This window comes from Cellulomonas fimi, from assembly GCF_028527925.1.
Lineage (GTDB): Bacteria > Actinomycetota > Actinomycetes > Actinomycetales > Cellulomonadaceae > Cellulomonas > Cellulomonas fimi_C.
Genome location: NZ_JAPESW010000012.1, coordinates 86,679 through 99,773 on the forward strand (window position 1 = coordinate 86,679; position 13,095 = coordinate 99,773).

The following is a 13,095-nucleotide window of genomic DNA, read 5'->3' on the forward strand; positions in this document are numbered from 1 at the left end:
TCCCGTGCGGCTCGCGGGACCGCCGTCCGTCGCCGCGCTCGCCGGCGTGTCGTCGCAGGTCAGGGCGGCGCGGCGCATTGACGACCCGAGGCCGACGGTGGGAGGGTCGTGGCACACAGCGAACTCACAGGGACGGGCCGCGCCCGCCGGAGCCGCTGGGAGCAGATCGGGACGGGAAGGTGGGACAGGTGCCGCGCAGCAGACGGGTGAGCCGCACGGTCGCCGTCGCGGTCCTCACGGTCGTCGGCATGCTCGCCCTCACCGCACCCGGTCACGCCGCAGGACCGGGAGGCCCCGCCACCGCGGGCTCGACGGTGGCGCCGGACACGCGCACCGGCTCGCTCGTCGACCGTGGACGCCTCGACGCCGCCGTCGCGCACGTCGTGGACGACGTCGCCGCGGTCGTCGAGCGCGCGCGGACCGCCGTCGGCGAGACGCTCGCCTGGCAGCGGGACGCCGTCGTCGCCTGGTGGACCGGATCGGCGCCCGGCTGGGTCCGTCAGGCCGCCCGCGTCGGACCCGCGCTGTGGGACCTGCGCGACTCCGCCCGCGAGCTCATGCGGTCGCAGGCACATCGGTGGCTGTCGTGGGTGGCCGGCGACGGAGCCGTCGCGCGACGCTGACCGCTCACGTGCCGCCGACGCCGGGCCGCCCTTCCGTTGGGCGGCGGCTTCGGCTCCGCTGTGCGACATCGATGTGTCTGACTCCGGCGGAAGTCGCTCCCGCGGAGGTGTGGCGGATCGCGTCTCTGGTCGGGGGGCGGGGCGAGGTCCCCGTGCTTGTGGTCGGATCTCGACTCCGCTCCGTAGATCGCGAGTGCGGCCTTCGGCCGCCCCCACGATCTACTGCGCTACGTCGAGATCCTCCGCGTCGACGATGGAGTAGGCGTAGCCCTGCTCCGCCAGGAAGCGCTGGCGGTGGGCCGCGAACTCCTGGTCGACGGTGTCGCGCGCGACGACGGTGTAGAAGTGCGCGGTCTTGCCGTCGGACTTGGGGCGCATGATCCGGCCGAGGCGCTGCGCCTCCTCCTGGCGGGACCCGAACGACCCCGACACCTGGATCGCGACGGACGCCTCGGGCAGGTCGATCGAGAAGTTCGCGACCTTGCTGACGACGAGCTTGTGGATCTCGCCGGCCCGGAACGCGTCGAAGAGGCGCTGCCGCTCGCGCACGGTCGTCTCACCCGTGATGAGGTCGGCGTCGATGTGCTCGGCGAGCTCGTGGAGCTGGTCGAGGTACTGGCCGATGACGAGCACCTGGTCGCCCTCGTGCTGCGCGACGAGCCGCTCGACGACCCGGTTCTTCCCGGCGGCCGTCGCGGCGAGGCGGTACTTGTCCTCGGGCTCGGCGGTCGCGTAGAGCATGCGCTCGTGGTCGGGCAGCGTGAGGCGGACCTCGATGCAGTCGGCGGGCGCGATGTAGCCCTGCGCCTCGATGTCCTTCCACGGCGCGTCGAACCGCTTGGGGCCGATGAGGCTGAACACCTCGTCCTCGCGCCCGTCCTCGCGGACGAGCGTCGCGGTCAGGCCCAGGCGACGGCGGGCCTGGAGGTCGGCCGTCATGCGGAAGATCGGCGCGGGCAGCAGGTGGACCTCGTCGTAGACGATGAGGCCCCAGTCGCGCGCGTCGAGCAGCTCGAGGTGCGTGTAGACGCCCTTCCGCTTCGTCGTGAGCACCTGGTAGGTCGCGATGGTGACCGGGCGGATCTCCTTGCGGGCGCCCGAGTACTCGCCGATCTCGTCCTCGGTCAGCGACGTGCGCCTGACGAGCTCGTCGCGCCACTGCCGCGCGGACACGGTGTTGGTGACGAGGATCAGGGTCGTCGTCGACGACTTCGCCATCGCCCCGGCGCCGACGAGCGTCTTGCCCGCGCCGCACGGGAGGACGACGACCCCCGACCCGCCGTGCCAGAACGACTCGACCGCGTGCTCCTGGTAGGGCCGCAGGTGCCAGCCGTCCTGCGCGAGGTCGATCGCGTGCGCCTCGCCGTCGACGTAGCCCGCGAGGTCCTCGGCGGGCCAGCCGAGCTTGAGCAGCACCTGCTTGAGGTGCCCGCGCTCCGACGGGTGCACGACGACGTCGGTCTCGTCGATCCGCGCGCCGAGCAGCCCGGCGGTGCGCTTCGACCGCATGACCTCGGCGAGCACCGCGGCGTCGAGCGCGTGCAGGACCAGCCCGTGCACGGGGTGCTGCACGAGCTGCAGCCGCCCGTACCGCGACATGGTCTCGGCGACGTCGACGAGCAGCGCGTGCGGCACCGGGTAGCGCGAGTACTCCAGGAGCACGTCGACGACCTGCTCGGCGTCGTGCCCGGCGGCGCGCGCGTTCCACAGGCCCAGCGGCGTGAGCCGGTACGTGTGCACGTGCTCGGGCGCGCGCTCCAGCTCGGCGAAGGGGGCGATGGCCCGCCGGCAGGCGTCGGCCTGGTCGTGGTCGACCTCGAGCAGCAGCGTCTTGTCGCTCTGCACGATCAGCGGGCCGTTCGTCACGTGGTCTCCTTCGCCTCGTCGGCGGCAGTGGTGTCACCCGGGGTGCCGAACCGGGTTCCGGGCGGGTCGTCGTCGGCGCGCTGGACGGACGCGATGCGGTGCACCGCGACGGTCAGCTCCGCCTCGCGCGCGGGGTCGACGGCCCGGAGCCGTCCACCCTCGACGTGCACGGGTCGCAGCAGCCGCCGCTCGGGCACGCCCTGCGGCCCGACGAGCTCGACCCACACGGTCGAGCGCTCCGCGGCCGCCTCGCGCAGCAGCACCAACGCCGCGGCCGGGTCGGCTGTTCCCTCGCCGCCCACGCTACCGACGCTGCCGACAGCGCCGACGCCGGCCGCGCCGGCCGCGCCGCCGCCCGTCCGCGCGAGCGCACCCCTGACGCCCGCTCCGGCACGTCCCGCGCCCGTCACGTCACCTCCCCCGCCCGGCTCGCCGGCACCGCTGTCGGCGCGCCCCGCGCCACGGGCCCGCACGGCGGCCGCGCGTCGTGCGTACGACGCCCCGGTCTCCACATCCGTCGTCCCCGGCCGGGCGCCGGGCGTGCCGGGTGTGCGGGGACCGTCGCCGTCACCCGGTCCGACGGCCGGACCGGGGGCTGCCCGCAGGGACGCGGCGGGCGGGGCCGTCGGGTCACCGCCCGGGTGCGGGAGGTCGCGCGTGCGGGCGACGCGGTCCGTGACCTGCTCGGCGTCCGCGCGCCGCAGCTCGGGCACGAGCGCGGCGAGGCGGGCGTCGGGGAGCGGCTCGCGGAACGCGGTGGGGCCGGTCGGCGCGACGGCGGCGCTCGCACGGCGGCGCGCGGCCGCGGCACCGCGACGGCCCACGCGTCGGACGACGGGCTCGAGGTGCAGGACCTGGCCGTCGGGCCCCTCGGTCACGGGCGCGAGCCCGCGCTCGCGGAGCACGTCGACGAGCTCGCGCGTGCTCGCCTGCGCGACGAGCACGGTCGGGGCGAGCGCGACGAGGCCCAGGTCGGCGAGGCGGGGGTCGTCGACGAGGCCCGCGAGGAGCGTGGGGTCGTCGGCGCGCACGTAGCTCGACGCCGTGCCGGCCCGCAGGCGGCCGTGGCGACGGGCGGCGTCGCGGACGAGGTACTCGAGCGGCTGCGGCACGACCCCCCGCGCGTGCGCCGCGAGGTCGGCGAGGACCTGGTCGGCCGTCGCGCCCGCGTCGAGGGCCGCACGGACGGTCGTCGGCGTGAACCGCACCGTGAGCGCGCCGCCGCGGGACTCGACGTGCGACGTGGCGTCGAGCAGGGCCTCGAGCGCCGCGCTCGGCCGGCCCGGGACGATGCCGGTGAGGTCGCCCTGGAGCAGCACCTCGTCGACGGCCGGGGGCAGCGCGGCGGCGAACGCGTCGGCGGCCGTGCGGTCGTCGTCCGCGGACGCGAGGAGCGCGCGTCCCGCGGGGGAGAGGGCACCCGCGCCGAGGACGCCGAGCCGTCCCGCCTCGACCAGCACGGCGGTCACGGCGGGCTCGGGCGGCACGGCCCGGGGGGCGCGCCAGCGCAGGACGTCGAGCACCTGGTGCGCGGTGAGCGCCACGCCGTCCGCGTCCGCGAGGACGCCGAGCACGGAGCGGCGCAGGCGGGGCGCCCACGTCCGGTGCAGCTCGGGGTCGAGCGCGGCACGCACGGCTCCACGCTCGTCACGGCTGCCCACGAGCCACGGCGTGCGCGGCGTGGCGAGCCAGGTCCGCGCGAGCACCGCCCAGCGGGCGGGGACGTCGAGCGCGGTCCAGTCGTCGAGGTCGAGCGTCGGGAGGAACGACGGCGACTCCTCGCCGTCGTCGGCGACGAGACCTGCCGCGCCCGCGAGCTCGACGACGAACGCGGCCTCCGCCTCGTCGATGTCGAGCGTCGTCGCGACCCGCCGCAGCTCGCGCACGCCCAGCCCGCCCGACCGCAGCACGGGCGCGGGCGCGCGCTCCCACAGATGGGCGAGGCGTGCGACGAGCCGCACGACGTGCTCGCCGGCCGCGACCGACTCGGCCGTGACCAGCGCGGGGGACCGGTGCGGGGCGTCCGTCGGGACCGTCGGCGGCAGGGCGGGTGCGCGGTGGGTCCGCCCGTCGCGCAGCGCGAGCGCGACCCGGCGCGGGAGGACGACGTGGCGACTGTCGCCGTGCACGAGGAGCCCGCGTCGCAGCAGCCACTGCACGGCTCCCGCGGTCGCGGTCGCGTTGCTCGGTGCGAGCCCCACGGGCGGTCCCCACAGCAGCGCGTCGACGACCTGCCGCGCGCCCGCCGGGGCGTCCTGCAGGAGCGCGCGCACCTCGGCCGGGTCCTCGGGTCCGTGGGTGTCCGCGTGCGCGTCGGCGCGGTGGTGCTCCACGGGCGCGAGCCCCGCGGGGTACGGGCCGAGCAGCTCCGCGAGCCCGGGAGCCGCGTGCAGCGGCACGTCGTCACGCGAGGTCGACCGCCTCCGGGCGGTGCGGGCACCGGCGTCGGGGCCCTCCGGCAGGTCCGGGTGGACCAGCGCCCGTGCCTGCGCGTCGGCGAGCGCGGCGTCGACCAGCCGTGCCCCCGCAGCGTCGTCGCCGGCCACCGCGGCACGGACCGACGCGGCCGTGACGGGGCGCTCGGCGCCCAGGGCGACGACGGCCTCGACGACCTGCAGGACGCCCGCGTCGACGGCGGCGAGGGCCCGTTCGAGGCTCGCGCGGCTCGTCGCCCGTGCGGCGAGCGACGACAGCGTCGAGGGGGACGGCGAGGCCAGGTCCGGGCGCAGGCGCAGCAGGGTGACGAGGTCGTCGTCCCCGCACGCGCGCAGGTACCCGGTGAACGTGGCCATCCGTCCCACGATACGTTCCCGCCCTCGCGGCCGGTGGGGGCCGACGTCACGCTCCACCGCACGGCCGAGCGTCACGAGGGGGCCGGGGGCGTCGTCTGCCGGGTCCGGCGCCGCGCCGACGTGCCTCGGCGCGTCGAGGCGTCGATGTCCCGAGAGCGTCGCGGCGGCGTCGGACGGGGCGGCGGGCTAGCGTGCGAGACGTCCACCCGCCCTCGTCCGGAGGTCAGCCGTGACCGCATCCCTCGACCCCACCACGGGCCACGTCGGCGACGACGCGCTCGCGGCGCTGCTCGCCGACGCCCGCGCGCAGCGCGACGACGTGGTCGCGCTCCGGCACGCGCTGCACCGCTCGCCCGAGATCGGGCTGTCGCTGCCGGCGACGCAGCGCCTCGTGCTCGACGCGCTCGACGGCCTGGACCTCGAGGTCACGACGGGCACGGGCCTGTCGTCGGTGGTCGCGGTGCTGCGCGGCGCCCGCCCGGGCCCCGCGATCCTGCTGCGCGGCGACATGGACGCGCTGCCCGTCGCGGAGGAGTCCGGCGAGCCGTTCGCGTCGGAGAACCCCGGCGTGATGCACGCGTGCGGCCACGACCTGCACACCGCGGGGCTCGTGGGTGCCGCGCGCCTGCTCGCGTCCCTGCGCGACCGGCTCGCGGGTTCGGTCGTGCTCATGTTCCAGCCGGGGGAGGAGGGTGACCACGGCGCGCGGCTCATGATCGAGGAGGGCGTGCTCGACGCGGCGGGCGACCGCGTCGTCGCCGCGTACGCGCTGCACGTCATGTCGTCGCTGCTGCCGACGGGCGTCGTCATGTCGCGCCCCGGCACGATCCTCGCGGCGGCGGACACCGTGCACGTCACGGTCCACGGACGAGGCGGGCACGGGTCGATGCCGCACCTCGCGGCCGACCCCGTCCCCGTCGCGGCCGAGATCGTCCTCGCGCTGCAGGCGATGGTCACGCGGCAGTTCGACGTGTTCGACCCGGTCGTCGTCACGGTCGGCCACATTCTCGGCGGGACGACGGACAACGTGATCGCGCCGACGGCACGGCTCGAGGCGACGATCCGCACGTTCTCGGAGGCCGCGCACGCCGTCGTGCCGGGGCGTCTGGCGCGCGTGTGCGAGGGCGTCGCCGCGGCGCACGGGCTGACCGTCAGCGTCGACTACCAGCGCGGATACCCGGTCACGGTGAACTCGCCCGACGAGGTGGAGCGCGCGGCCCGTGTCGTCCCTGTGCTGCTCGGGCCAGGCGCGTGGCACGAGGCGGCGCAGCCGCTGCCCGGTGCGGAGGACTTCTCCTACGTGCTCGAGCAGGTGCCCGGCGTCTTCGTCGCGGTCGGCGCGACGCCCGTGGGCGAGGACCCGACGACCGCCGCGTACAACCACTCCGCGCAGGCCCGGTTCGCCGACGACGCGCTCGTCACCGGCCCCGCGGTGCTCGCCGCGCTCGCGCTCGACCGGCTCGCGCAGGGCTGACCCGGCCGCGAGCACCGCGCGGCCGGGTGGTCGACGACCGGGAGGCGCACCGCGGCGGCACGGGCCGGTAACCTGGAGGGTCAGGACGTCGAGGGGACGTCGTCACGCAGAAGGACAGGGGTTGCCGTGCCCACCGGCAAGGTCAAGTGGTTCGACACCGAGCGCGGGTTCGGGTTCATCGCCGACGACGACGGCGGCGAGGTGTTCCTGCACGCGTCCGCGCTGCCGGCGGGCGTCACGCCCAAGCCCGGCACCAAGGTCGACTTCGGCGTCGCCGACGGCCGTCGCGGCCCGCAGGCGCTGTCCGTGAAGATCCTCGACCCGCTGCCGTCCGTCGCGAAGGCCGCGCGCAAGCCCGCGGACGACATGGCCGTCATCATCGAGGACCTCATCAAGGTGCTCGACCGCGTCGGCAACGACCTGCGCCGCGGCCGCTACCCCGAGAAGGCCCGCGCCACGCAGTACGCCACGCTGCTGCGCCGCGTCGCCGACGACCTCGAGGCCTGAGCATGGCCGTCGCCACGAAGGACGCCGTCCTCGGCAACGCCGTCGACCTGGCCCGCGAGGTCGCGATCGGCATCGCCGAGGACCCCGCGGACGTCGGCGAGCACCTCGGTCACGTCGTCGAGGGCGAGCGGCTGGTCTCGCACCGCTTCGCGTGCCTCGCCAAGGGGTACCGCGGCTGGGAGTGGACCGTCACCGTCGCGCGCGTCCCCCGCGGCCGCACGCCCACGGTCTGCGAGGCCGAGCTGCTGCCCGGCGACGACGCGATCCTCGCCGCCACCTGGGTCCCGTGGTCCGAGCGCCTGCGCCCGGGCGACATCGGCCCCGGCGACGTGCTGCCCTTCCGCCCCGACGACCCGCGTCTCGAGCCCGGCTGGACCCCCACGGGCGACGACGAGCTCGACTCCGTCGCGATCGACGAGCTCGCCCTGGCCCGCGTGCGCGTCCTGTCCCCGCAGGGTCGCGACGAGGCCGCCGAGCGCTGGTACCGCGGCTCGCACGGCCCGACGACCGCCGGGGCCCTCGCGGCGTCCGCGGCGTGCGCGTCGTGCGGGTTCCTCGTGCCGCTGCAGGGGTCGCTCGGCACCGTGTTCGGGGTCTGCGCGAACGCGTGGTCGCCCGACGACGGCAAGGTCGTGAGCCTCGACCACGGCTGCGGTGCGCACTCCGAGACCGACGCCGAGGCGCCGCCGAGCGACTGGCCCGCGCCTGACCCCCTGATCGACGAGATGCGCGTCGAGGTCGTGCCGCACGCGCCGGCTGCCCCGCCGGTCGCCGCCGCGGACGAGAGCGTCGTCGCGGAGCCTGCCTCGGTCGAGGTGGTCGTCGTGGAGGTCGACGCGGACGAGGCCGTCGCCGTGGACGCCGCTGCGGCGGAGGCGGTCGCCACGGAGGCTGCCGCCGACGAGCCCGCTGCCGACGAGCCCGCTGTCGACGAGCCCGCTGTCGACGAGCCGGCTGCCGACGAGCACGCCGCCGAGAGGGCTGACGCGGGCGAGCGCGCGACCGCCGACGAGGTCGTCGTGGAGCCCGCGGTCGCCGCGGAGATCGTGGAGGAGGCGCTCCTGGAGGAGCCCGACGCGCAGGACGCCCCGGCCGACGCGCCGGCGGCCGAGACCGGGACCGACCCGGAGCAGTGACGCTCGACGCCCTCGGCACCGCGGCCCTGCGCGCCGCCGTGCTGGGGGCGTGGCGCGCGTCCCCGGCACGCCTGCGGGAGGACGCGAACACCGAGGAGGACCACGCGCGCGGCTACTACCGCGACCGCGTCGTGGTCGAGCTCGCGCAGAACGCCGCCGACGCGGCCACCCGTGCGGGCGTCGAGGGGCGGCTGCTGCTGCGGCTGGCGCGCGCGGACGACGGCACGCTCGTGCTGGTCGCGGCCAACACCGGTGCGCCGCTCGACGAGGCGGGGGTCGCGTCGCTCGCGTCGATGCGCGCGTCGTCGAAGCGCCCCGACGGCGGCACGGCACCCGAGCGCCGGGTGGTCGGACGGTTCGGGGTGGGCTTCGCCGCCGTGCGCGCGGTGTCCGACGAGGTGTCGGTCGTGTCGACGACGGGCGGCGTGCGGTTCAGCCTGCGCGACACCGTCGGGCTGCTCGCGGACGCGGCCGCGCAGGTCCCGGCGCTCGCGGACGAGGTGCGGCGCCGGGACGGCTCGCTGCCCGCGCTGCGGCTGCCGTTCCCGGCCGACGGCGCACCGCCCGCGGGCTACGACACGGCGGTCGTGCTCGAGCTGCGCGACGAGGTCGCCGCCGACGAGGTGCGCGGTCTGCTGCGCGCGGTCGACGACGCGCTGCTGCTCGCGCTGCCGGCGCTGGTCGAGGTGGTCGTCGAGGACCTGACGTCCGACGAGCCGCCCCGGCGCGTGGCGGACGTGGGGCGACGGTGGCTCGTGGCGTCCGCGGAGGGCGAGCTGCCGCTCGCGCTGCTCGCCGACCGGCCGGTCGAGGAGCGGGCCGCGCGCGACTGGCGCGTGACGTGGGCGCTGCCGCGGTCGGGCGCGCACGCGGGAACCCGCGTGATGCACGCGCCGACGCCGACCGACGAGCCGTCGACGCTGCCCGCGCTGCTGGTCGCGACCATGCCGCTCGACCCGACCCGTCGCCGCGTCGCCGCGGGGCCGCTCACGGACGCGATGCTGGACCGTGCGGCGCAGGTGTACGGGACGCTCGCGCAGCGCGTCGCGGCGGACGGCGGGGACGCGCTCGCGCTGGTCCCGACGGGCCTCGCGGACGGCGCGCTCGACGGCGACCTGCGGGCGCGGGTCGTCGAGCGGCTGGCCCGCACGCCCCTGCTGCGGCGCGCGGGCACCGACGCCGGCACCGACGGCGGAGCGGACGACGGGACGGGTCTGGTCGCGCCGCGCGACGCGGTCGCGGTGCAGGGCGAGGCCGGACGTGGCGAGGCGGTCGCGGCCCTGGGCGCGCGGGTCGCGGGGCTGGTCGAGCTGCCCCCGGGGCGTGAGGCGCAGGCGCGCACGCTCGGCGTCGACGTGAGGTCGCTCGCCGATGTCGTCGAGGACCTGCCCGCGGTGGCGGACGCGTCGTGGCCCGACCTCTACGCCGCGCTCGAGGGGCTCGCGGACGACTCGCGCACGCGGGAGGCGCTCGGTGCGCTGCCGGTGCCGCTCGCGGACGGGCGGGTGGTGCGCGGCGCGCGCGGCACGCTGATGCTCGACGGCGGGCTCGCGGACCGGCTCGGTGCGGATGCGCTCGACGTGCTGGGCCGGTGGGGGCTGCGCATCGTCGACCCGGCCGCGGAGCACCCGCTGCTCCAGCGGCTGGGGGCGTTCGAGGCCGACGCGGAGGCGCTGCTGACCCAGCCCGCGGTCCGGTCGGCGGTCCTGGCGGCCGCGGACGACGACGACCTCGACGCGGCGTCGGAGGTCACGGACGCGGTCCTGACGGTCGTCGCCGCGACCCTGCCCGGCGCGCCGCCGCCCGAGGTCCGCCCGTGGCTCGGGCTGCTCACGCTCACGGCCGCCGACGGCGAGCCGACCCCGGCCGACGGGCTCGTGCTGCCCGGCGGTCCGGCTGCGGCGCTGCTCGACGACCGTGTGCTGGCGCCGGTGTCGGTCGGCGACGTCGACCGGTGGGGTGCGGACGTGCTGGAGGCGGCGGGGGTGCGCGCCGACCTGGTGGTCGTCCGGGTGGACCACGTCGTCGCGGACGCGGCGTCCCTCGGCGACGACCCGTCGGACCCCTGGGTGCTCGCGGCGCAGTCGCTCGACGGCTGGGAGGAGTACCTCGACCTCCTCGCGGAGCGGCTCGGTCCGGGCGCGTACGTCGGCGAGGCGGTCGCGGTCGCGGACCTCGACGCGGTGGCGGACGGCGCGTGGCCCGCGGTGCTCGCGCGGCTCGCGGGCGAGCCGGCGCTGCGGCGGGCGCTCGTGGAGCGCGTGCGCGGCGAGCACGGCGCGACGGCGCCGTCGTACACGGCGTGGTGGCTGCGGACGCACGCAGGTCTGGCACCCCGAGGGCCCTTCGCAGCGGGCGGCGCGGGCGACGGGGGCGGTGCCGGTGTCGCGAGCGGCGTAGGCGGTGCGGGTCACGGAGGCAGTGCCGGCGTCGACCCGGTGGTCGCCGCGCTGCTGCCCGCCACGCCCGACGTGCTCGCGGCGTGCGACGTCGGGGTGCAGCGCGCGCTCGGCGGCGTCGCGACGCTCGACGAGGTGGACGAGGCGGCCTGGACGGCGCTGCTGGACGCATGGGCGGTCGGGGCGGCGGTGGACCCGGGGGTCGCGTCGGCCGTGTGGCGCGCCGCGAGGCCGGACGCGGCGCCGCAGCGGGTCCCGGCGCTCGTCGGCGTCGGACGGGTCGCGGTCGTGCGCGCCGAGGACGCGGCGGTCGCGGACCGGCCGATGTGGTGGCAGCGCACGGACGTCGCCGCGGTCGTCCCCGGCTCGGCGCGGACCGCGGAGCTGCTCGACCTGCCGATGGTCGACGAGCTCGCGGCGGGCGAGGTCGGGCCCGGCGGTGAGGTCGCCGACGTCCCCGCCGAGGCGCGCGCGCTGCTGCCGGACGCGCCGGCGACGTGGGTCGAGCACGACGACCTGACGGTCGACGGCGCGCCGGTCGACTGGTGGGTCGAGGGTGCAGGGCCGGACGCGGTGGTGCACGCGGTGCACGTCGCGGGGCTCGCGGCGGGGCTCGCGCAGGCGGCGGGGCGGTGGGCCGCGCGGTTCGCGGTCGAGACGGTGCTCGTCGACCCGACGCGCGGGCGCGAGGTCGCGCTCGACGCGGCCTGGGACGTCACGGACTGACCGCGCATACGGACGCGCGTCCCGACCTCGCGCCATCCGATCCCGCACGACCCGACCCCGCACGACCCGACCCCGCACGACCCGACCCCGCACGACCCGAGCCCGTGCGACCCGACCGGCAGGGGACCGCGCGGAAGCACGGGGCGGGGCCGCGGGCCGGGGGCCCGTCGGGTCAGGCCGCGGCGGTCGCCAGCGCGGTCGCGGTCGCGAGGGCCTCGGGGATCGCGGCGAGGTGCACGTGCGCGACCTCGATGGGCTCGTACCCGGCGGCGACGACGGCGGCCGTGTCGTTCTCCTCGTGCGCGAGCACGGCGGCGAGCACGGGACCGAGCGGGCCGGTCTGGTCGCGCAGCGCGTCGGCGATGGCCTCGGAGACGCCCGACCGCTCGATGATCGAGTCGATCGACAGCTTGAGGTGCGACGCGACCGCGGACAGCATGCCGACGACGTACCCGGCGTCGGTCCCGGCGAGCCGCGAGCACGTGAGCGCCCGGGTGAGGACGGACCACAGGGGGCCGACGGCGGCGGTGCGCGCGTCGACGAGGGACGCCATCGCGAGCGCGTTGAGCTGGCGCGGGCCGACGAGCACGACGGCCTGCCGCACGGAGTCGATCCGGCGCCGCACGCCGCTCGCGGAGGAGTTCACGAGGTGCAGGACGCGCATCGTCAGCTCGGGATCCGACTCCACGACGTGCACGACGGCGTCCTGGTCGGGGTACTCGGCGGACAGCAGCCGGACGAGCTCGAAGCACTGCACCTCGCCCGCGGAGAGCTGGCGGCCGGAGTCCGAGCGGTGCCGCTCGAACATGGGGCCCTGCAGCAGGTCCGCCCCGGCGGACAGCGCGGCGTGGATGCGGTCGCGCGAGTCGGCGCGCTCCGCGATGACGTGCGCGCCGCACTTGTGGACGTGCGCGACGAGGTCGTCGAGCCGGTCGGCCTGCGTGGCGACGTCGATCTTCACGTAGTCGACGATCGAGAGGAACTCGTCGTGCGCGGGCAGGCCCGTGTAGTCGCCGAGCGCGAGGCCGTAGCCCATGTGCTTGAGCGCGATGACCTGCTCGGCCGCGTCCTCGCCCGACGTCATGTGCCCGGGGATCTCGACGACGACCCCGCCGCCGGCGGGCGGCAGGTCGTGCCCGCCCATCATCACGCGGGTGGTGGCACGCAGGATGAGCAGCTTGTCGCCGGACAGCAGGTCCGGGTCGAGGATCCGGTACTGCGCCTCGACGAGGTGCTCGACGCGGTGCTCGGGCTCGACGGAGCCGTCCGGAGCCATGACGGACGCACGGACCGCGTACCCGAACACGGACCTGTCGGGGTGCACGATCGGCTGACGGTGGACGACGGCCGATCCGACGTGGGCGGGCGGCTGGTCCAGCTGGAACATGCGGTCGTCCCTCTCCTCCGAGGTGCGAAGTGGTGCTGGTCCACCTATCGGCAGGAGGAGGGCGGCAACGGCGGCCTCGGGGCCACCTCGCGCGAGGCCCTGGCCGCCGAGATCGAGGGCGTGCGCGACAGCCTCATGGACCAGGCCAACGCGTCGTACGCCGGTCGCTCCGTCTTCGCGGGCAC

Annotated in this window: 8 protein-coding genes and 1 pseudogene; 6 read left to right on the plus strand and 3 right to left on the minus strand. The window is 77.0% G+C overall.

From position 1 onward, the window contains the following. Positions 1-188: 188 nt before the first annotated feature. Positions 189-623 carry a hypothetical protein gene (locus OMK64_RS08065; protein WP_272727566.1) on the plus strand — a complete coding sequence of 145 codons (435 nt, stop codon included), beginning with the start codon at positions 189-191 and terminating at the stop codon, positions 621-623. Positions 624-842: 219 nt separating this feature from the next. Here the strand turns inward: OMK64_RS08065 and OMK64_RS08070 are convergent, their stop codons facing one another. Continuing rightward, entirely contained in the window at positions 843-2,489 is a 1,647-nt protein-coding gene (locus OMK64_RS08070) for a DNA repair helicase XPB (RefSeq protein ID WP_272727567.1), read from the minus strand. Beyond that, positions 2,486-5,281 (minus strand): helicase-associated domain-containing protein, encoded by a 2,796-nt coding sequence (locus OMK64_RS08075; protein WP_272727568.1) that lies wholly within the window; start codon positions 5,279-5,281, stop codon positions 2,486-2,488. The genes OMK64_RS08070 and OMK64_RS08075 overlap by 4 nt, the downstream gene beginning before the upstream one ends. Positions 5,282-5,510: 229 nt before the next feature. Here OMK64_RS08075 and OMK64_RS08080 point away from each other — a divergent pair, with 229 nt between their 5' ends. The 4 genes from OMK64_RS08080 to OMK64_RS08095 all read left to right on the plus strand — a co-directional run bounded on the left by OMK64_RS08080 (position 5,511) and on the right by OMK64_RS08095 (position 11,523). Continuing rightward, positions 5,511-6,755: a M20 metallopeptidase family protein gene (locus tag OMK64_RS08080; protein WP_272727569.1), complete on the plus strand. Its 1,245-nt coding sequence runs from the start codon at positions 5,511-5,513 to the stop codon at positions 6,753-6,755. A 126-nt stretch (positions 6,756-6,881) separates the two neighbouring features. Next, positions 6,882-7,262 (plus strand): cold-shock protein, encoded by a 381-nt coding sequence (locus tag OMK64_RS08085; protein ID WP_124344539.1) that lies wholly within the window; start codon positions 6,882-6,884, stop codon positions 7,260-7,262. Between the two features lie 2 nt (positions 7,263-7,264). Further along, positions 7,265-8,398, plus strand: a complete 1,134-nt coding sequence (locus tag OMK64_RS08090) for a DUF3027 domain-containing protein (RefSeq protein ID WP_272727570.1) — start codon at positions 7,265-7,267, stop codon at positions 8,396-8,398. Continuing rightward, on the plus strand, positions 8,395-11,523 hold the full coding sequence (locus OMK64_RS08095; protein ID WP_272727571.1) for a sacsin N-terminal ATP-binding-like domain-containing protein: 3,129 nt from the start codon (positions 8,395-8,397) through the stop codon (positions 11,521-11,523). Before OMK64_RS08090 ends, OMK64_RS08095 begins: the two co-directional genes overlap by 4 nt. A gap of 172 nt (positions 11,524-11,695) precedes the next feature. On the opposite strand, the gene OMK64_RS08100 is transcribed toward OMK64_RS08095, so the two are convergent. Continuing rightward, positions 11,696-12,910 carry an EAL and HDOD domain-containing protein gene (locus tag OMK64_RS08100; protein ID WP_272727572.1) on the minus strand — a complete coding sequence of 405 codons (1,215 nt, stop codon included), beginning with the start codon at positions 12,908-12,910 and terminating at the stop codon, positions 11,696-11,698. Here OMK64_RS08100 and OMK64_RS08105 point away from each other — a divergent pair. After that, positions 12,881-13,095: pseudogene (locus OMK64_RS08105) on the plus strand (hypothetical protein); the annotation flags it as partial. The gene OMK64_RS08100 and the pseudogene OMK64_RS08105 sit on opposite strands and share 30 nt — an antisense overlap.